This window comes from Actinomycetospora chibensis, from assembly GCF_028737215.1.
Taxonomy (GTDB): Bacteria; Actinomycetota; Actinomycetes; order Mycobacteriales; family Pseudonocardiaceae; genus Actinomycetospora; species Actinomycetospora chibensis.
In genome coordinates, this window is sequence record NZ_JAQZAM010000003.1 from 370748 (window position 1) to 389859 (window position 19112).

At 69.9% G+C, this 19112-nt stretch carries 18 protein-coding genes; 11 read left to right on the forward strand and 7 right to left on the reverse strand.

The features are described from left to right. Positions 1 to 115: 115 nt before the first annotated feature. Positions 116 to 991, reverse strand: coding sequence for a universal stress protein (locus PH189_RS06470; protein ID WP_274187934.1), 876 nt, complete (start codon positions 989 to 991; stop codon positions 116 to 118). A gap of 707 nt (positions 992 to 1698) precedes the next feature. Between PH189_RS06470 and PH189_RS06475 the strand changes: the two genes are divergently transcribed. Then, positions 1699 to 2310, forward strand: coding sequence for an urea carboxylase-associated family protein (locus tag PH189_RS06475; RefSeq protein WP_274187935.1), 612 nt, complete (start codon positions 1699 to 1701; stop codon positions 2308 to 2310). A 48-nt stretch (positions 2311 to 2358) separates the two neighbouring features. On the opposite strand, the gene PH189_RS06480 is transcribed toward PH189_RS06475, so the two are convergent. Continuing rightward, positions 2359 to 3231 carry a universal stress protein gene (locus tag PH189_RS06480; RefSeq protein WP_274187936.1) on the reverse strand — a complete coding sequence of 291 codons (873 nt, stop codon included), beginning with the start codon at positions 3229 to 3231 and terminating at the stop codon, positions 2359 to 2361. A 481-nt stretch (positions 3232 to 3712) separates the two neighbouring features. On the opposite strand from PH189_RS06480, the gene PH189_RS06485 reads away from it, so the two are divergent. Further along, entirely contained in the window at positions 3713 to 3922 is a 210-nt protein-coding gene (locus tag PH189_RS06485) for a hypothetical protein (RefSeq protein ID WP_274187937.1), read from the forward strand. A 686-nt stretch (positions 3923 to 4608) separates the two neighbouring features. Here the strand turns inward: PH189_RS06485 and PH189_RS06490 are convergent. Continuing rightward, on the reverse strand, positions 4609 to 5673 hold the full coding sequence (locus tag PH189_RS06490; protein ID WP_274187938.1) for a substrate-binding domain-containing protein: 1065 nt from the start codon (positions 5671 to 5673) through the stop codon (positions 4609 to 4611). 133 nt (positions 5674 to 5806) lie between these two features. On the opposite strand from PH189_RS06490, the gene PH189_RS06495 reads away from it, so the two are divergent. The 6 genes from PH189_RS06495 (at position 5807) to PH189_RS06520 (ending at position 11505) form a co-directional block, all read left to right on the forward strand. Then, positions 5807 to 6184: a MarR family winged helix-turn-helix transcriptional regulator gene (locus PH189_RS06495; protein WP_274187939.1), complete on the forward strand. Its 378-nt coding sequence runs from the start codon at positions 5807 to 5809 to the stop codon at positions 6182 to 6184. A gap of 101 nt (positions 6185 to 6285) precedes the next feature. Continuing rightward, positions 6286 to 7455, forward strand: coding sequence for an acetamidase/formamidase family protein (locus tag PH189_RS06500; RefSeq protein WP_274187940.1), 1170 nt, complete (start codon positions 6286 to 6288; stop codon positions 7453 to 7455). Between the two features lie 241 nt (positions 7456 to 7696). Next, a complete protein-coding gene (locus PH189_RS06505) occupies positions 7697 to 7939 on the forward strand; it encodes a hypothetical protein (RefSeq protein WP_274187941.1) in 243 nt (80 codons plus the stop codon). A gap of 841 nt (positions 7940 to 8780) precedes the next feature. Further along, positions 8781 to 9257 (forward strand): M67 family metallopeptidase, encoded by a 477-nt coding sequence (locus PH189_RS06510; RefSeq protein WP_274187942.1) that lies wholly within the window; start codon positions 8781 to 8783, stop codon positions 9255 to 9257. Between the two features lie 269 nt (positions 9258 to 9526). Further along, positions 9527 to 10786: an NAD(P)/FAD-dependent oxidoreductase gene (locus PH189_RS06515; protein WP_274187943.1), complete on the forward strand. Its 1260-nt coding sequence runs from the start codon at positions 9527 to 9529 to the stop codon at positions 10784 to 10786. Next, positions 10786 to 11505 carry an ANTAR domain-containing protein gene (locus PH189_RS06520; RefSeq protein WP_274187944.1) on the forward strand — a complete coding sequence of 240 codons (720 nt, stop codon included), beginning with the start codon at positions 10786 to 10788 and terminating at the stop codon, positions 11503 to 11505. Before PH189_RS06515 ends, PH189_RS06520 begins: the two co-directional genes overlap by 1 nt. Before the next feature lie 49 nt (positions 11506 to 11554). Here the strand turns inward: PH189_RS06520 and PH189_RS06525 are convergent, their stop codons facing one another. The 4 genes from PH189_RS06525 to PH189_RS06540 all read right to left on the reverse strand — a co-directional run bounded on the left by PH189_RS06525 (position 11555) and on the right by PH189_RS06540 (position 14974). Next, positions 11555 to 11872 (reverse strand): DUF3040 domain-containing protein, encoded by a 318-nt coding sequence (locus PH189_RS06525; protein ID WP_274187945.1) that lies wholly within the window; start codon positions 11870 to 11872, stop codon positions 11555 to 11557. A gap of 26 nt (positions 11873 to 11898) precedes the next feature. Next, complete coding sequence (locus tag PH189_RS06530) at positions 11899 to 12378, reverse strand: GreA/GreB family elongation factor (RefSeq protein WP_274187946.1); 480 nt, start codon at positions 12376 to 12378, stop codon at positions 11899 to 11901. Further along, positions 12335 to 13198 carry a universal stress protein gene (locus tag PH189_RS06535; RefSeq protein ID WP_274187947.1) on the reverse strand — a complete coding sequence of 288 codons (864 nt, stop codon included), beginning with the start codon at positions 13196 to 13198 and terminating at the stop codon, positions 12335 to 12337. Before PH189_RS06535 ends, PH189_RS06530 begins: the two co-directional genes overlap by 44 nt. Positions 13199 to 13429: 231 nt before the next feature. Next, positions 13430 to 14974, reverse strand: a complete 1545-nt coding sequence (locus PH189_RS06540; protein ID WP_274187948.1) for a PucR family transcriptional regulator — start codon at positions 14972 to 14974, stop codon at positions 13430 to 13432. A gap of 183 nt (positions 14975 to 15157) precedes the next feature. Here PH189_RS06540 and PH189_RS06545 point away from each other — a divergent pair, with 183 nt between their 5' ends. The 3 genes from PH189_RS06545 (at position 15158) to ctaD (ending at position 19104) form a co-directional block, all read left to right on the forward strand. Next, positions 15158 to 15766: a universal stress protein gene (locus PH189_RS06545; RefSeq protein WP_274188015.1), complete on the forward strand. Its 609-nt coding sequence runs from the start codon at positions 15158 to 15160 to the stop codon at positions 15764 to 15766. A 759-nt stretch (positions 15767 to 16525) separates the two neighbouring features. Beyond that, on the forward strand, positions 16526 to 17350 hold the full coding sequence (locus PH189_RS06550) for a hypothetical protein (RefSeq protein WP_274187949.1): 825 nt from the start codon (positions 16526 to 16528) through the stop codon (positions 17348 to 17350). Then, positions 17347 to 19104, forward strand: a complete 1758-nt coding sequence (gene ctaD / locus PH189_RS06555; protein WP_274187950.1) for an aa3-type cytochrome oxidase subunit I — start codon at positions 17347 to 17349, stop codon at positions 19102 to 19104. Before PH189_RS06550 ends, ctaD begins: the two co-directional genes overlap by 4 nt. Positions 19105 to 19112 lie beyond the last annotated feature (8 nt).

Below are 19112 nucleotides of genomic sequence, written 5' to 3' on the forward strand. Positions count from 1 at the left end.
TGCCGTGGCCCCCAGCTTCATCCGCGAGTCGATGATGGGCTTTGTAGGGACGACCAACGTGGTCGCGCTCCTTTGTCGTCCCGCGAGGAGCGCGGGATGGGTGGGTAGATGCGGTTCACGCCGCCGACGATCGTTCGATGATCGGCATCGGTCTGACCACCGCGGTCGGACAGGGTGCGTGGTGCAGGACGGCGTGGCTGACCGAACCGAAGAGGGCTCCGGTGACGCAGCCGCGTCCGCGAGATCCGACCACCAGGAGCGCAGCGCCGATCGACTCGAGGGCGAGGGCACGAGCGGGTTCCTCGAGCACGAGGGTCGGCCGGACGTCGACACGCGGGAACCGGTTCCGCCACGGCGCGAGGGCGGCCGCGAGCCGGTGTCGTTCGACGGCCTCGGTCGCGGTCCAGTCCTCCCCGCGACCCTCGAAGTCAGCTGGCGGTCTCGGGGTCCAGGCGTGCAGAGCGGTGATCCCAACGCCGCGCTGGGCCGCTGCGGCGAACGCGAAGCCGATCGCGGTTCTCGACCGGTCGGAGCCGTCGATGCCGACGACCACCCGCGTGCGTGACGGACCGTGTCCACGCTCGCGGGCCGGGGGGACCACGACGACGGGACACGCCGCCCGGGAGCACGTCGCGATGCTCACCGAGCCTGCCAGTGCGGCACGGACCGGCCCCAGGCCGCGGGTGCCCACCACGAGCAATTGCGCGGGCTGCGATGCGAGGGCCGGTGCGGCGCCTCCGACGATGGTCCTACTGGTCACCTCGATGTCCGGAGTGGTCACTCGGACCCGCTCCTGGGCTCGGCGCAGCAGCACCACGCTCGCACCGTCTGTGCCCGAGACCGGAACGAACGGCCCTGGCGCCACCGGTGGCGAGCACGCGTTCACGATGAGGAGCGGGCAGCCGCGCGCCGCGGCCTCGGCGGCCGCCCAGTCCAGCGCGTCCCACGCCGAGCGTGACCCATCGACGCCGACGACCACCGGCTCGCCCACGCGAACACCTCCGACGAACGGGTTCCGCCAGGAATAAAGAATCGTAACACGATATAGATGCAGACAGTAGCTTCCCGTGAGAGATCAGCGGTTGCAGGGCAACGGACCGTCGCGGGCTCAGATCGACGCCGAGCCGTCCGCTGAGCGCACTTCGTTGTGGGGAATCAGGCCGTGCTCGCGCACCGGTCTCCTCGCTGGAGCGCAACTAGGGTCGCACGCCGAACCGGGAACGGGCCAACGCCTCGAAGTCCTCAACTGCAGCACCGTCGAGCTCGTCGACCGCGCGCAGGGCCAACAGCCTCGCCGAACGGCAGGTGGACCCCGGCGACCGTCCCACCGTGCGGGTCGGGCTGACACCGACCGGGGCAGCGGGTGCCGGCTGTGGTGAGCCCGCTGCACCAAGACCAGATGCGCCGTGTGGTGGGGCCGCTGCGTCCGTGAAACGGAACCCGCTGCCGAGGACGCCGACAGCGCCTGACGTCGCACGGGAGCTGTCGGCGACCACAACGAGAAGGTCGTTGCTCCGATGCGAACGGTCATCGATCGCCACCCACCGCTGCGGGCAGCGAGGTGCTGGTGGTGGTGGAAGAGCGTTCTTGTCGTGGCGGCACGGGACCAGCCCTCCAGATTGTGCTGTTGGCACAACCCGAAGGAGCGTCGAACACGAGAAGTTCGCAGTCAGAGGTTTCCGATGACGAGGGGTGGGCGTGGCCGAAGAAGAGCGAACTATCATGCCGGGAACAGCGTGCTCGCTCGAATTGGACGCAGGGCAATCGGTCGACATCATCGACGTCAAGGGGCAACAGGTCGCCGACCTGGTCGCGTTCTCGCTGACGAACGTCGACCGTGAGTGGCTGTCACCCACCCACACCCGGTCGTCGTTGGGTCGGCTCAAGTTACGTCGTCTAGACCCACTCCTGACCAATTTCCGGCGAATGATCCTGAAGCTCGTCCACAATGACGTCGGAGTCCACGACATGACCTTTGCCTCGTGCGACAGGCAGCGCTACCTGCTCGGCTACGGTATAGCCGAACATCCCAACTGCCGCGAGGCGCTCTCTCGAGTTCTCCTGCCGTACGGCATCCCCGTCCACCGAATTCCGGACCCGATCAACCTGTTCCAGAACTCGACGGTCGATGCAGACGGAGTGATCGAGACGATCGCCCCGACGAGTCGGGCGGGCGACCGGCTGTCGCTGGTGGCCACGATGAACACGCTGCTCGCCGTGGCTGCCTGTCCGCAGGACCAGAGCCCCTGCAACGGATGGGCACCTACTCCCATCGCGCTGCGCGCCCCCATCGGTGCATTCGCGCCGTGACGGGCCGCGCAGCTCACCGCTGTGCCCTTCGGTCGGAGTCGAAGACGATCAGGTGTCCGGAGGCACGACCAGCACCGCTCGGTGTCCGTGGCGGAGTAATGCCCTGGCGTTGCTGCCGAGCAGACGCTCTCGCAATGTCGATCGTCGGCGGGAGGCGACCACGATCACGCCGACGCCCTGCGCTGCGGCTTCCTCGGCGAGAGTGTCGGCCACGCTGCGCGGCCCGAACTCTTCGGTGGCTAGTTTGACCGTCTCCGGCGGTAGCCCCTCCTCGCTGTTTCGGCCCGCCACCTCTGGCTCGATCGCGACCCGTGGGCTGGGCCCGCCGAAGATCGCTGGGGTCCCGACGTAGCGGACGAGCTGCAGTCGGTCGCGGAACAGGTCTGCGGCGACGACCCGCGCTCGATCGGCGGCGGGGGACCCGTCGTGCGCGATCATCACCGCGCCGCCCACGGCGGCGGCGCGCTCCTCGGCCAGCAATGGCGGTACGACCAGCACTGGCGTCGAGCTGTAGTTGACCGTGGTGCGCGAGACGCTACTGAACAAGCCTGGGAGCCCCCAGGCGCCGCGAGAGCCAACCACGACAACCGCGGGCCGGAACCGCTCGGCGAGCTCCGCGAGTGCCAGGCCTTCGCCCCCGTGGACCTCGTGCACGAATGGTTCTGCCGTCCAGCCCGCCGCCTCGGCGAGGGTGACTCCCCTCGCGGCCACGCTGTTCGCCGTTGAGGCCGCCTCCCGCCGCACCAGCCTCCACAGATGATCGCCGTTCCAGGCCCGCCGCGCGAGCCGGCGATGCATGGTGGAATCGGCGCCGGGCGCGGTCCAGAGGTGGGCCACCCGGGCGTGACGAAGCGGCATCAGCTCCGCAGCGATCGAGACGGCGGTCATGGCGGCATGAGACCCGTCGAAACCGAGCAGCACCGAACCGTCGCCTCGACGGCCCAAAACTCGGTCGCGCGTCGCCACTACGTTCATCAGGCCGCCTCGTGATTCGTGTTCTAGGGTCGGCCTCCAGCTCCTCCGGCTCACTCTCGCGCCTTTCGCTCGATCTCCGCCCGGGGCGGCCGCGCGAATGTGGCGCGCAGCGTTCCCTCTCCGCTGCACCCAGCATGGGGTGGCGTCGAGCCGGCTCCGTTGGAGTTTCTTGCCAAAGGCAGCTCGCACTTCTTGTCGGTCTGAAGCCAACCGACGCTGCTGCTGACCACACCGAGGTCCTCGATGGCGCGCGTCCCTGCTGAGGACACCCGCAAGTCGACTCCCCGGGCGACGGGTGAACCGGACCACCCGCCGATGGGGAGCGACGCTGAAGGTGGAGGTCTGGGCGGAGATCCACCTTCATCGGGCCAAGGGATGCCGATCAAGGCGCTGGTCGCCGGGGATCGGGTGAAGCACGATCCGTCAGGTGTGGGTCGCCGCCGCGCCGCCGAAGGACCAGTGCCAGCGAGGGGCTCGGTCGTCGACGACCCACGCCTTGGTCGTGTGCGTGATCGACCATCCCGAACTCGGCGCCACCCGGGAGCAGGCCGCCGCCCCGAACGTCTTGGCGCCGCCACTCCGGGTGCAGATCGCCGGTTTCGACAACCTCTGGTGGCGGCTGCGCACGGCCGAGTGAGCGAACCCCTCCGGGGGGGATCGCAAGGTGGTCGCTCGTGGCCACCACCTGTGTCGCGGACCGCGAGCGCGAGCCGAGGCCGAGCTCTTTCTTCGCCGGCTCGACCTCCGGCAGATGTCGCTCTGGGCAAGGCGCGGGCCGAACAAACTCGTAGTTCGTCAGGTCCGTCAGACGCGTGCCGGCGCCTGGCCCTTGGCCCTCGGCGCGGTCCTGTGGGTGCTCGTCGCGGTGAGCAGCCTCGGGCTGCAGGCGCTGACCGGGACTCTGTGAGGGCCGGTCAACGCCGTCCGCCTGGCGACAGCTCGCCCGGCGCCGAGGGGGAGAGGGCGGCGGCCCGGCCTCGGCGCACAACCACGACTCCTCTCCGCTGAGCAGCCACTGCACCGAGTCCGACGCGCGAGCCCCGGAGGCCTCGGAGATCGTCCAGCCGTTCCTTCATCGACATCGTCCACCGCGGCGCCGCGGTCGACCTCGCTTTGCTGCTAGCTTGCACGACCACCTGATTCTCCCTCGATCAGGCCGTCGACCCCGCAGTCGCCGACGACGTCAGCAAGAGCAGAACCATCGTCGAGGGCGCCGAACAGATCCAGCAGCTCGTCATCGCCCGCACCATCTCGGGCCGGCACATTGCCTGATACTTACCGAAGGTTGGGCACTGGTCGTACGGTGCCTCTGCTCGCCACCGGTCAGAGCGTCGTCAGGACGTCGAAGTCGTAGCCGTCGGCGCGGGCGAGATGGATGGCCTGGTGGCTCTCCCCGCGCCCTCCTCCGCTGAGGGCCACGGTGCCTCGCGGGCCTTCGTAGGTCACCCGTGTTCCGGCCGCGACCGCCGCGACGTCGTCGACGCGGACGGACCCGGCTGCCCGCGTGAGCGAGGTCAACGCCAGGAGACCCTCGTAGCAGGACTCGGCAGCGTTGTTGAGCGCCGGCGCATCGGGGCCGTAGCGATGCACGTAGGCCGACATGAAATCCATCGCTGACGTCGTTGCGAGCGAGCTGAAGTAGGCGGCCGCGACATAGAGGTTGCCGGTCGCCTCCGCACCCGTCGCGAGCAACATGTTCTCCTCCATGAGAGGAGCGAACCGCGGCATGATCGAGTCCAGGCCGACCTCGGCGAACTCCCGATTGAACATCACGGCGTCCTGACCGACCAGCAGCATCAGAACACCGTCCGCCTCGCTGCGCGCGATGTCGACGAGGGTGGACGAGAAGTCTCGGCACCCGTACGAGACGAACGCTTCGTGCACGACCTCGATCCCGGCGGCGCGGGCGTACTCCCGCACCCGCGCCGCCGTGCGGCGCGGCCAGACGTAGTCCGCGCCGACCAGGGCCCATCGACGAACCCTGGCGTTGTCGCGCATCCACTCCAGCGCGGGTGCCACCTGTAGTTCGGGCACCTCTCCGCTGGTGAACACACCCCGCGGGATCGGGCCGCCTTCGTAGAGCGAGGTGTAGACGTAGGCCGCCCGGTCTCGCAGCACCGGCGCGAGCGCTTCCCGAACGCTGGAGATGTGCCAACCGGTGACGGCGTCGAGCTCGCGACGTTCGAGCAGGTGGTGGACGGTGCGTCGGATCTCGGGCAACGAGGTGCCCGCATCGATCACGGTGAGCTCCAGCTCGCGCCCCAGCACTCCACCTGCCGCGTTCACCTCTGCGGCGGCGAGCTCCGCGACGGCCTCGCACGAGGGGCCGAAGATGCCGCCCGGGCCCTGCAGGGGTATCGCGAGGCCGACGCGAAACGGCTCCTCCACGCGACCTCCTCGTCCGGCACGCAGAAGTGGAACGACATATCTTCATGTGGAAGTATCGCGAGGACCGACAGGGAAGGCAAGGCTAGGGGGACGGGTGGCATCAGACGGACCGAGTGCGATCGAGCTCGCCCGGTTGGTCGCGGACCGGGCATTCGTGTGCGAGCGGGCCATCCACGCGGTGGTGTCGCCGGTTGGCCTCACCGTCGAACAGTGGTGGGTCCTGCACCACCTGACGGAGGTCGAAGCGGCGTCGATGTCGGGCCTGGTGAGCGCGTGTCGCGCGTCTGCGCCGACGATGACGCGGATCATCGACAAGTTGGTCGAGAACGCTCTCGTCTACCGCGGTCTGGACGGACCGGATCGGCGTCGGGTGCTCGTGCGTCTCGCACCGGGCGGGCGCGCCCTGGCCGCCTCGCTCGCCGAGGAGGTCGAGGTGGCGCTCGGGGCGCAGTTCGAGGGGCTCGTGCCGTGGCAGGTCGGCGCGCTCCAGGCTGTGCTTCGGATGCAATAACCACTCATTGACATATTTTCATATGGAAGTAGCGTCCTCGTCACCCCACAGGACGGAGGACGACGATGTCGACCGGCCCCACAGACTTCACGAAGTCCGGCGTGTCCCGGTTCCCTGACCGTGATCTCGCCGTACCGCGCTACCGGTGCGAGGTCGGCGTTCCGCTGGCCGGTCAGAAGGAGCTCGGGCACAACCGGTGGCACCCGGACATCCCGCCGCTGCACGAGCTCGGCCCCGGCGACGAGATCATCCTTGAGGCGGGCGGGTACGACGACTACCAGCTCAAGGACGTCGACGACGACCAGGACATCCGCGACTTCGACCTGACTCGGACCCACCCGATGGCCGGCCCGGTCAAGGTGGACGGGGTCGAGCCCGGAGACCTGCTCGTGGTCGACGTCCTCGACGTGCAGCCGTTGTCGGGGATCGGCTACTCCAACATCCTTCCCGGGATGGGTGGTCCGCTCGCCTCCTGGTTCCCCGAGGGCTACAAGACGATCTGGGACCTGCACGGCCTGTTCGCCACCAGCCGCCAGATCCCCGGTGTCGAGATCCCGGCGATCTCCCACCCCGGCGTCATCGGTGTCGCACCCTCGATGGAGCTGCTCGAGACGTGGAACGCCCGGGAGGACCCGCTCATCGCCGACGGGTACGCGGCTCCGCGCGCCGACGCGATGTCGACCGCGGTGCTACGGACGCTGCAGGGTGAGGAGTGGGAGCGGGTCGCGGCCACGGCGGCCCGCACCGTGCCCCCGCGGGAGAACGGCGGCAACCTCGACATCAAGAACCTCTCGCGCGGGTCACGCGTGTACTTCCCGGTGTTCGTCGGGGGCGGGATGTTCTCGACCGGTGACTTCCACTTCGCCGAGGGCGACGGCGAGATCACGTGGAACGCGATCGAGATGGACGGCGTCGGCTGGTACCGCTTCAACGTGGTCAAGGACGGCATGGCGCGATACGGGGTCCGGACCCCGATGCTGCGCCCGTCGCCCGTGGACCCGAACCTGGGCGCTCGCTACCTCAGCTTCACCGGCCTGTCGGCCAAGGGGACCGAGCAGAAGTACATCGACGCGACGATGGCAGCCGTCGACGCCGTCGAACAGGCGATCGCCTACCTGGGCAAGTTCGGGTACTCCCCGGAGCAGGCGTACACCATCATCTCGGTCGCCCCATGCGAGATGCACATCGGCGGCATCGTCGACATCCCGAACGCGGCGGTCACCTTGAAGGTGCCGCTCGACATCTTCGACAAGGACATCCTGCCCACCTGATCGGCCGCCGGCTCCGGTCCGATCGGCGCGGCTCCGTCGCCGCACGTGCAGACGCTCGCAGCCCCCTGCACGCGTGTGCTGTGACGGAGCCCGCCGGTCCGCCTCCCCCGCGGGCCGATGCCGACGACCCGGGGGGCTGCCATCACGCCTCGACCACGTGAAGCTCCGACCAGTCAGGGGGAGAGGTGGCAATCCTCGCGGACCACCCGCGTCACGAGCCCGTCGGTCCAACGGGACGGGAATGACGGTCAGCACGAAGCGGGCGGTGACGGGCGCCCTGCTGCTCGATCTCGCCGTCAGCCCCCTGTTCGCCTGGGATGTCTTCACCGACGTGCTGAGGTGGGAGCTCGGCGCCACCGACACCGCGCTGGCCGGCGTGTTCTCCGTCGGACTCGTCGCCTTCATGGCCGCGGTCGTGCTCGGCGGCCGCCTCGCCGACCGCGCGGCCCCCGGCACCTCGCGGTCGTGGCGGCGACCGGGATGATCGTGGGCCTCCTCGGGAGTGCGGTGGCGGGCTCGGTGATCGCGGTCGTCCTGGCCTTCGGGGTGCTGGTCGGCGCCTCGAGCGGCCTCGACTACGCCACCGCGGTGCGGGTCGCCGGCACCGTGGCCTCCGGTCGGGGACTCGCGCTCGGTCTCGTCGTGAGCGCCTACGCCGTCGGCTCCGCGGTTCTCGCGCCGGTCGCTTCGACGGCGTCTACCTCCTCTCCTCTCCGTCGCCGCCCTCGGATATGGGTGCGTCGCCACGTACACGCGGCTCGCGCCCGGTTCGGTCGTAGCCCGTCCGACCTGAGTCTCGGCCGGCTCGACCTTCTCGCCGGCGCGCGCTCGCCCCAACAGCGGGCGACGATGCGTCGGTGAGGGAAGGCATTCAGGATCGCGTCGACGATCCGGAGGTCCAGGGCGTCGACTCCGACATCATCTTCGTCTCCGATGCCCTCCAGGCCCGGCTGAACACCTTCTGCGCGCAGCGACCCGAGCGCACGGTGACCTCGGTGACGTTCGATGCCATCGAGCATTTCGGGCGCCGACTGCCCGAGCTGATCGAAAACGCCCTGGCCCGGCCCGTTTCGCCGCCCTCCGAACACACGGAGCTCCGGTACCTCGGGGCGGGGCCGGTTCAGGTTCGGCTCCGGCCCGGTGTCGCCGGAGCGCGGATGCTCCGCCGGCTCTCGGACGAACTCGGACGGTCCTGGCGGACGTGGGTGCCACCGGTGCTGAACGCCTACCTGCCTGGGCGGCGGGAGCCTGAGAACATGCCGTGGCTGGTCCAGGACGATCGACGTCCCGGGGGTGCGTCCACGGGACACCGAGGAGGAGGCCCCGTGCTCGTGATCCGGGTCGACCTGGTCGAAGAGATCGTCGCCCACGCCCGCCGCGATCACCCCCGGGAGGCGTGCGGGCAGCTGTTCGGGGCCGCGGACGGCGGCCGAGCGATGCGCTACGTGCCGATGACGAATGCCGACGAGGCCGACGAGCAGTACGACAACTTCCGTTTCGATCCGGACGAGCAGCTCCGGGTCCACCGGGACGCGCAGTCGCGGGGCGAGGAGGTGGTGGCTGTCGTGCACTCCCACACCGGGATGCCCCGCCGGCTGCCCGAGGGCCGGAGGCAGTCGGAGGCGTACCCGTCGGCCAAGGACGTCCGCTTCATGGGCCTGCAGCCCGACGTGCACTTCGTCATCGTCGCGCTCGACGGCCCGGACGCCGAGACCGAGCTGCGGTCGTTCCTACTCGGCGGGCACGGCGAGGTCGTCGAGGACGAGGTGACGATCGGTCCCGGCGGGACGTACGGAGGTTGATCCCGGTCCGGGTGCGTGCCGACGTCATCTCGGTCGCAGTCCGCGTGGGGAGGCGGCCCGGCGATCTCCAGCAGGCGCGCAGCGGGATCGGTCAGGAGCCGACATGCGCCGCACGCCCGGCATAGGAGCGGTGTCGCCGTCCTGACCCGGCGGGCGCGACACCTGTACAGGGCCACAACTACCTTCCCGACGTTTGTCGCTGCTCGACAGCCCGAGGTGGCCGTACCTCGTCCATGGTCAAGGGACGAACAGCAGTCCCTGGAGGTGGCATGTCCTTGTCGAGGGGCGACATCACCCCGCGCAGCGCGGTGGTCGTCGGCGCCGGCATCGTCGGTCTGAGCACCGCGTGGTTCCTGCAGGACCGGGGCGTCCACGTGACGGTCGTCGAACGAGACGAGGTCGGAGCCGGAGCCTCTTGGGGCAACGCCGGCTACCTCTCACCGGCGCTCGCGGTGCCGCTGACCTCCCCCCACGTCCTGGGCGAAGGGCTACGGGGTCTGGCCGACCCGGGAGCGCCCCTGAGCATTCCGCTCCGCGCCGACCCGCGCCTGTGGGGCTTCCTGCTCCGGTTCGCCGCCCACTGCCGCTCCGCTTACTGGCGTCGCGCAGTTCGACACCACCTGCCCCTGCTCGAGGAGTGCCTCCGGGCCTTCGACACCCTCGCGAGCAACGGGGTCGACGCCGAGACCCATGACGCACCGGTGGTCGCCGGGATGGAGTCGGCACGCGCGGCTGCGGCGATGCGCCGCGAGCTGACCGTTCTGCGGAGTCTCGGCGTGCCCGTCGAGTTCGACGATCTCGATCGTCACGAGGTGTCGTCGCTACGGCCGCAACTCTCGGAACGTGTCGTGGCCGGGCTGCGGATCGACGGACAGCGTTACCTCGACCCCGGCCGGTTCGTCGACCGGCTGGCCCAATCCGTGGTCCGCCGGGGCGCCTCCATCCGACCGCGCTTCGCGGCCCGGAGGATCGTCGCCGACCTCGACCGCGTCTTCGTCTGCCCTGACGAGGGGCCACCGGTGACCGCGGACGTAGCCGTGGTCGCCACGGGCGCGCGGTTAGATGACCTCGTCCGCACGCGTGGTGTGCGCACCCGCGTCAGGGCCGGCCGCGGTTATTCGTTCAGCGTGCCCACCGACACCCCGGTGGACGGGCCCATCTACCTCCCCGGCATCCGCGTCGCGTGTACCCCGTATCGGGGCGAGCTCCGGGTGGCGGGGACGATGGAGTTTCGAGACGTCGACGAACCGGCGGACCCCCGGCGGGTCGACGCCATCATCGACTCGGTCCGGCCCTTCCTGGCCGGTGTCAACTGGGACGAGCGCAGCACCCCGTGGGTCGGGGCCCGGCCGGTCACTGCCGATGCACTCCCCATCATCGGTGCGACGCGGCAGCGCGGTGTCTTCGTGGCCGGAGGACATGGCATGTGGGGAGTCACGTTCGGCCCGATCACGGGTCGGCTGCTGGCGGAACAGATCACCACTGGGAAGCAGCCGGCCGAGCTCACCCCCTTCGACCCCCTCCGCTGATGGCTTCGCGCATCGACGCGGGGACCGGGGTGGACGAGGCGATCGTCGAGGCCGTGGAGGCGATCGCCCGGGTCGTCGCGGACCACCCCGACGCCATCGGGGCGCAGCCGATCCTCGATGTCGTGGTCGCGTCGGCGTTGCGTGCCGTACCGGGCGCGCGCAGCGCCTCGACGCTCCTGCTGGATCGACGACGTCATGCCGTCGGGGTGTCCGCCTCCGACCCCGCGACCGCGGGGCTCGACCAGGCGCAGGTGACGCTCGGGGAAGGACCTGCCGTCGAAGCGGCCACCGGGTCGACGATCACGTCGGAGAACGATCTGCCGCACAGCACCCGGTGGTTGCGGTGGGCGGCGTTGGCTGTCGGGACGGGTCACCTCACCGTCATGTCGCTGCCGATCCGGACCAGACGCGTCCGAGGCGCGGTCACGCTCTACGGGGCCGATTCCTTCGCCCAGCAGGACGTGCTGGCCGCACGACTCGTCGCCGGGGCCGCGGCCCTGGCGGTGGACAACGCCCTCAGCGTGACTGGTCTGACCCGCGCGCTCGAGACGCGGGACGTCATCGGACAGGCCAAGGGCATCCTCAAGGAACGCTTCTCCGTGGACGACCGTGCGGCGTTCGCTCTCCTCGTGGAGTCGTCGCAGGACACCAACATCAAGCTGCGTGAGGTGGCCTCCCTGCTCGCGGACGGTTCGCTCGGCCTGCCGCCGCGCTCCTGACCCGGTCGTCGGGAAGGCCACCGGGTCAGGGGCGCCACGAGCCCTTCGTTCAGGTCTTGCCCTCCGTCGGACGGGGCCGATCCCGGTGACCCGCGGGTCGAAGCGGGCGGTCCACCATCCACACCGACCACGCGGTGCAGAGGACGAAGAACGTGGTCAGCGACGGGATACCGGCGAAGGCCGCGAGCAGTGCGAGGACGGCCGCCACCGACGCACCGACCACGAGCACGGCGCGTTGCCACGCCGGCCGGGCCTGTGCGGCGAGACGGCGTTGCGATGTGGCGAACCCCTCGAACCAACTCGGGTCCTCCGCCGACAACCGACCCTCGATGTCGGCCAGAGTCCGGCGTTCGGAATCACTGAGCATGGTCGGGCCTCCTTCAGCCCTCGACGTCACTCGAGCACAGGCACGTCATGGCGGTACGGCCTCGCGGTGAGCACCGTGACCGACACCGTTCGCCCTGCGGGGAGTTGGCAGGTCCGGGTCTCTCCCTCGATCGCCCCGAGCAGCGCGCGGCCGATCGGCGACGCGGTGGAGTACACCTCGACGTCCGCGGCGGCCGGGACGTCACCATCGCCGAGCAGGACGGTCTCCTCCTCGGACGACCCGTCGAACTGCACGGTGAGGAGCATCCCGGCTTCGACCAACCCGTCGTCCGGTGGCGCGCTCCCGATCTCGGCGGTCAGCAGGAGCTCCTGGAGGTGCCGGATCCGGCGCTCACGCCAGCGGTGCCGGGCCCACGCGTCCGCGTCGGCATCTGCGTCGTGCTCAGGCTGGAAGCCCGCGCGGTGTTCCAGGAGCAGCCGCTCGAGCTCGTCGCGGACCTGCTCACATCCCTGCGGGCTCAGCCAGGCCGGCCTGTTCGTGGTCATGCGGCGTTCCTCCGTGTGAGGCGGGAAAGGTGGTGACGAGGCGGGGCGTGGGGCCGGGCAGTTCGCGCGCGGACCTTCCCTCGGTTACGACCATCACCGGGCAAGGAGTCCGGGCCAGGAAGTCCTCGATGTCCGGATGTCGTCGTGTCGGGCCCCTCCGCTGCTCGAGTACGACCAGCTGGGCACGCCGCCCCGCGACACGCAGCGCGGCGACGAGGTCCTGTGCCGGCGCGAGCCAGGTCTCTCGGCGGTCGGCCGCGTCTGCTCGGGAAAGGGCTGCCCCACCCTCGGCCACCACGAGGAGAGGTGCCGCCCGTCGTGCGGCCACGGCTGCGGCCAGGTCGAGAACGCCGCCGTCGTCGTGCGCCATCAGGCCGACCACGACAGGACGGCTCGACGGTGTGGAGGCCCACGACCCGGTGCGGCGCGGCGGGACGACGACGACCGGGCAGTCGGCCCGACGGAGCGCCTCGGCGACCGTACGCCCTGCGGAGGGTCCGCCGTCCGCCAGTCGACGACCCCCCACCACGAGCAGGCTGGCTCGTCGGGTGTATCTCGCCAGGACCGGTCCGATCGCACCGTGCTCGCGAATGACCGTGATCCCGAGGCCCGGCGCGACCGCCGTGGCCGTGCCGAGTGCCCGGTGCAGCCACCGTCGGGGGTCCACGGAGTCCGGCCGATCGTCGCGCTCGACGTGCAGCAGGTGAAGGTCAACTCCCCGGTGCATCGCCTCGACGGCGGCCCAGCTCACCGCCGTGAGCACGCCCAGGGAGTTGTCGACACCGACCACGACCGCGTCGCGGACGCCTCCCCACCGCATGATGGGAGCGGAGGTTGCCGGCGGGGGTAGCGGGAGGGTTGCGATGCCGCCGTGGTCGCTCGGAAGCGCCCACGTGTCTGGTTCCGTCTCCACCGCCCCGCCCCTTCCGCACTCCGGCCATCACGGACCTCGTCCTCCGTGATGGCCAGGATGCGGTGACGACTGGTGCTGGCCGTTGTCGTTCACGGACAAACCTGGCGTGCGAATGTGGCCGCTCTCGCCAAGCAGTGGTCAGGCGTGCTCGTCGTCGGTCGCCGCCAGAGCGATGAACATGGCGATTCGCTGTTCGGGGCGATCGATTGCGAGGTGCGTTGCGGTGTTCATCTTCCGGAGCCGGTAGCGCACGGTGTTCGGGTGGACGTCGAGCTGGGCGGCGGTGACGCCGATGTCGCCGTGCGCCGCGAGCCAGGCCCGCAGGGTGTCGATGTACCGGGTGCCGTGCTGCTCGTCGTGTCGTCGGAGTTCGACGACGGGTCCCCGTTCGGGGACGCGGCCGTCGGCCGCGATAGCACGCAACCTGCGCAGGAGGATCCGGTCCCACGACTCGTCGTAGGCGATGGGCGCCGACCCGGGGTGCGCCACGTGCAACGCCAGTCCCTCGTCCGCCTCGCGCCGGCTGGCGGGCAAGGCCATGGCGTCGGCGGGCCCACCGATCCCCGCGTGCAACGAGATGTGCGACGGCATGGCAGCACGCACCGACTCCACCCAACTGCGCGCGCCGTCGGGTGTCTCGTCACGCATGGGCAGCACCGTGTACACGGTGTTGGCGAACAGCGCGCTCCGTCCCCACCGCGACCAGCCGAACCCGGTGGTGACGTGCTCGAAGACCAGCAGGACGCCGGCGTGCTGCTCCTCGTCGACGTGCGCCTGCAACGCCACGACCCGCAGGGCCGCGTTGGTCAGTCCGAGCTGGCTGATCATCGCCTGGCCGTCGCCGGTGCCCTCCAGCAGACGCGTGACGAGGTCGGACTCGACCTGACGTTCCAGGTCGGCGCTCGCCCTCGACCGCAGGAGGTGCAGTGCTGCCGTACGGGCGCCGTCCTCGAGGATTCGGCAGCGACGCTCGTCGAACGGGCCATCGGATTCCACCCAGAGTGAGCCGAGCAGCTCCCGTCCCGCCCGGACCGCCACGACCATGCGCCCGTCGAGACCGTGCTGCGGCGACGGCGCGACGAAGAGCGGGAGGTCGGAGGAGGCGAGGTGGCGGAACACGCCGCGCTCGGCGAAGACGCCGCGAATCGTCTCGGGGAGGCGGCGGCCGAGGATGGTCTTTGAGCGCACCGCGTCCACGGCGTCGTCGAGGCTCGAGTACGCCAGGACCCGGGAGAGCTGGTCCTCGATGACGACCGGGCCGCCGACCGTCGCGGCCAGGGTGTCGGCGAGGGCGAACAGGTCGGTGGGGCCGCGACCCGCCTCGGTCTCGCGACCCTCGAGGACCAAGCCGTACGCCAGACCCGTCAGGTGGCTCCAGGACACCTCCGGCTCCGCGAGCACGACCGCTACGCCGGCCTCCTCGGCGGACGCTTGAACTGTCGGCTCCAGGGGGGCCGGAGCCCGTACCAGGGCGACCGCCGCCCGAGCGCGCGCGGCGAGCCGCACCGCTACGTCCGGGGTGTCCAGACCCACCGCCAGGAACACGTCCCCGGTGGCGACTCGAGTGTCGGTGGGATCGTGCACGATCAGGCTCCGCAGCAGGACGTCCCGCGAACGCGGACAGCAGACCAACCGCGCCCCGCTGCTCGCCAGCACGTTCACCAGCCGGTCAAGGGTGATCATGCGCGCCTGCCTCTCGCAGGGATCTCGGAGCCGGCCCGCAGGATCCCCGATCCATCGGTCGGGTTGTCACGCGCGGACAGATCGATTCTCAGAGCTTGTGGTTCTCCACCATCCCCGCCCCCGGTCGACGGTCCACGCTGGTGGCGTGTCAGCAGTACCTCGCTGGACTCGGAGGTGGTGGAGATGCTCGACACAGATGTGGACGCCAGCACCCGGAGCCGGTCTCACCCGGATGTCGGCGCGCCGGGTGACCGGGGCGAGGAAGCTGCGCTGGTGGCGGTACCGCTGCCGCGGTCGGCGCCTTCTGCGGGCCCGGTGGTGGTAGGCGCCGACGGCTCGCTCGGCGGGGAACGTGCCCTGCGCTTCGCCGCGGAGCACGCGGACCGGCTCGGAGCGGACCTGTTCGTGGTCACCGCCGAGAACAGCGGCCGCGCGGCCGTTCCCGAGATCGTGGAGGATGCCCTGGTCGCGCAGCTCGCCGCGTGCCGCGCGGCCCATCCTCGTGTGACCATCCGCCTCCGGGTCGTCGAGGTCGGGGCCGGGCAGGCCCTCCTGCGTGCGGCACGTCGCGCGCAGCTGGTCGCGGTGGGTACCCAGAGACGTCACGGTGCGGCGCGTCCTCCGCTCGGGGCGACCGGCTGGGACCTGCTGCAGGCTTGCTCCTGCCCGGTCGTCGTGGTCCCACCTGGCGCTTTCGCTGATCCGGGATCACGCATAGCCGCGCACGAGACCGACGGAGGCACCGTCGCACCCGCCGCAACGGTTCTCGCGTCGGGGTGGCGAGATCGGTGACCTGCCCTGCCTCCCAGCTCAAGATCGCGGTCGCGATGACGGAAGCCGGAGGCCCGTCGTGTGCTCGGTCGGTCCTCTCGACCGGCCGACGGTCGACGACCTCCGCTGCACGATGCTGGCCTACATGCGTCACGGAGCCGCGCCGTCCTCGGCGGCCGGGGGCCGCCAGTTCACCTGGTGCACCTTGCGCGTGCTGCTGTTGACCCCTTGATCCGTCGCCTACAAACCTCGGCTCGGGGGAAATCGTCTTGTCCTCAAGAACCAAGCCGTTGGCTCGTATTCGTGCGGATCCGACTAACCGACCGCACGCGACAAGAGCCATCCTGAGCGGACCGAGCGTCCCGGTCTCCTCGGAACTGGAGATGTCGGGCGCGCCCCACAAGAGCGTCTGTGGCGCCGGGAGCTACATCAACGGAGGGCTCCGGTCCGCAGACGCTCCAATAATATCGTGTTACGATATAAGGTATCGGCACTTCGTCCGCCCTGCCGCCGGTCCGGGGAGGTCGGACATGCCCCATGACCGGAAACGTCGACGTGGGACGCGCGTCGTCCAATCGGACGCTCCCATCGCGGCGTACGTAGGTCGGCGTGGCGCGGTGAGGAGATGTGACGGCGATGACTTCGCAAGGAGCTGACCGACGGACGGTGGGGTCCGCGGCGGGATGGGCAGAGAGATCGACGCACCGGGGCAGGCCGGACGGTGAGCCGTTCGGCGAAGACGTGGAGTGCGATCCGGCAACGCCGTGCTTCGCGGTCGCGATGACCATCAGCGGGGTGTCGGTGGTGTGTGCGGCGGGGGAGCTCGACCGCTCCGCGGTCGACGAGCTGCGCGGCCTCCTGCTGGCTCGTCTGTGTCTCTGCGTGAAGGGTGCAGCAATCATCTGCGACCTCAGCCAGGCGCGGGTGTTCGAGCCCACGCTCGTGACGCGCATGCTCTCCGGCACGGCGGTTCGCGCCGCGGGGCGGGTGGTCTGCCTGTTCGTGCTGCCGTGTCCTGGGTTGCGCACACCGTCCACAGCGACCCTTTCCACCAGCGGCGCTATTGGGACTTTCGCATTGCTCGACGACATCGACAGTGGCGTGCGAAGGACCGGCGATCCCGGTCTCGAACGCGACGATCGACAGGTGCGCCGAGTCCTCGACCGGACCATTAGGCACTGCTTGCGCGATCTGCGGGGCCAACCGCCCTACGACACTCTCGACGCGGCCACCCGTCAAGCGCTGCGGTGGCGACTCACCGACGCCGCCCACGCGGGAGTCGGCGTCGGTCCCGGCCTGCTGTCGGCGGCTGCCGGGATCCGGAGAGCGCTCACCTCGCTGAACGCCCGACAGCACCGTGACGCCTACTTCGCCCTACTTGACGCCGAGGACCACCTCGCCGGCCGCGTCGAGCCAACCTCGTCCAAGCCCACCTTGCCTGGATTTTCCAGACCGGCCGTACCACCGAGCGTGCCCGCGCCGCGCGCGGCGAGCACTCGTGAACTGCAGGCGGGCTCCGGCCCAGTAGGTGGAACGCGGTGTCGCATGTCCATCCTGCGGCAGCCAGTGGTGCGACGACCGCAGCCGACTGGAGGGAGCCAATGACCCGAGTCGGCCCACGACCGGTGGCCACTGGGCAAGCACCACCACGCCGCTCGCACCGGGGTAGTTCGGTGGTGCGCTACCTGCACACCACCGACCCGAAAGACATCGCCGTTCTCTACCTGGTCACGTCGTTCGCGTTCTTCATGGTCGGCGGACTGATGGCGATGCTCATCCGCGCGGAGCTAGCCCAGCCGGGTCTGCAGATCCTGTCGGTCGAGCAGTACAACCAGCTGTTCACCATGCACGGCACGATCATGCTGCTGCTCTACGCGACGCCGATCCTGTTCGGCTTCGCCAACTACATCGTCCCGCTGCAGATCGGGGCGCCCGACGTCGCGTTCCCGCGGCTCAACGCCTTCTCCTACTGGCTGTTCCTCTTCGGCGGCATCATCGTCGTCTCCGGGTTCTTCACCCCGGGCGGGGCCGCGTCGGCGGGCTGGTTCGCCTACACGCCGCTCTCCGACATGACCCACACTCCCGGCTTGGGTCAGGACCTCTGGGGTCTGGGCCTCGCGGTATCCGGCCTCGGTACGATCCTCGGCGCCGTCAACTTCACGACGACCATCGTGTGCCTGCGCGCCCCGGGCATGACCATGTTCCGGATGCCGATCTTCACCTGGAACATCCTGGTGACGATGTTCCTCGTCCTCATGGCGTTCCCGATCCTCACTTCGGCCCTGCTCGGGCTGGAGGCCGACCGCCACCTAGGTGCCCAGCTGTTCGCACCCGAGCACGGCGGGGCGATCCTGTGGCAGCACCTGTTCTGGTTCTTCGGGCACCCCGAGGTCTACATCGTCGCGCTGCCGTTCTTCGGCATCGTCACCGAGATCTTCCCGGTCTTCAGCCGCAAGCCGGTCTTCGGCTACAAGACGCTGATCTACGCGACCGTCGCCATCGGGGCGCTGTCGATCGCGGTGTGGGCCCACCATATGTACGCCACCGGCGCGGTGCTGCTGCCGTTCTTCGCCTTCACCTCCTACCTCATCGCGGTCCCGACCGGCATCAAGTTCTTCAACTGGATCGGCACCATGTGGCGCGGCCAGCTGACCTTCGAGACGCCGATGCTGTTCGCGATCGGGTTCGTCGTGACGTTCCTGTTCGGCGGCCTCAGCGGCGTCTTGCTGGCCAGTCCACCGATCGACTTCCACGTGACCGACTCCTACTTCGTGGTGGCGCACTTCCACTACGTGCTGTTCGGCACGATCGTGTTCGCCACCTACGCCGGCATCTACTTCTGGTTCCCGAAGATGACCGGCCGGATGATGAACGAGCGCATCGGCAAGCTGCACTTCTGGCTGACGTTCATCGGGTTCCACATGACGTTCCTGGTGCAGCACTGGCTGGGCAACGAGGGCATGCCGCGCCGCTACGCCGACTACGCGGCCACCGACGGATTCACAACGCTGAACACGATCTCGACGATCGGGGCGTTCATCCTCGGGGCCTCGACGCTGCCGTTCATCTGGAACGTGCTCCACAGCTTCCGGTACGGCCGTCCGGTGGAGGTCGACGACCCGTGGGGCCACGGCAACTCGCTGGAGTGGGCCACCTCGTGCCCGCCGCCGCGGCACAACTTCACCGAGCTGCCCCGCATCCGCTCCGAACGCCCGGCGTTCGAGCTGCACTACCCGCACATGGCCGACCGGATGCGGAGGGAGGCCCACATCGGCTCCGGTGCACCGAGTGTGGGCGAGGCCGCGGCCGGTGCCACGGGCCAGGAGCACCTGCCCGGTAGCGACCCCCGCAACCGCTGACGTGACCG

Bases quoted from the DNA above. Each gene is read 5' to 3' on its own strand.
- PH189_RS06530 (WP_274187946.1), bottom strand. From the start codon at position 12,378: ATGACCACGAACAGGCCGGCCTGGCTGAGCCCGCAGGGATGTGAGCAG.
- PH189_RS06535 (WP_274187947.1), bottom strand. From the start codon at position 13,198: ATGCGGTGGGGAGGCGTCCGCGACGCGGTCGTGGTCGGTGTCGACAAC.
- PH189_RS06505 (WP_274187941.1), top strand. From the start codon at position 7,697: ATGACGGTCAGCACGAAGCGGGCGGTGACGGGCGCCCTGCTGCTCGAT.
- PH189_RS06540 (WP_274187948.1), bottom strand. From the start codon at position 14,974: ATGATCACCCTTGACCGGCTGGTGAACGTGCTGGCGAGCAGCGGGGCG.
- PH189_RS06525 (WP_274187945.1), bottom strand. From the start codon at position 11,872: ATGCTCAGTGATTCCGAACGCCGGACTCTGGCCGACATCGAGGGTCGG.
- PH189_RS06515 (WP_274187943.1), top strand. From the start codon at position 9,527: ATGTCCTTGTCGAGGGGCGACATCACCCCGCGCAGCGCGGTGGTCGTC.
- ctaD (WP_274187950.1), top strand. From the start codon at position 17,347: ATGACCCGAGTCGGCCCACGACCGGTGGCCACTGGGCAAGCACCACCA.
- PH189_RS06545 (WP_274188015.1), top strand. From the start codon at position 15,158: ATGCTCGACACAGATGTGGACGCCAGCACCCGGAGCCGGTCTCACCCG.
- PH189_RS06550 (WP_274187949.1), top strand. From the start codon at position 16,526: ATGACCATCAGCGGGGTGTCGGTGGTGTGTGCGGCGGGGGAGCTCGAC.
- PH189_RS06520 (WP_274187944.1), top strand. From the start codon at position 10,786: ATGGCTTCGCGCATCGACGCGGGGACCGGGGTGGACGAGGCGATCGTC.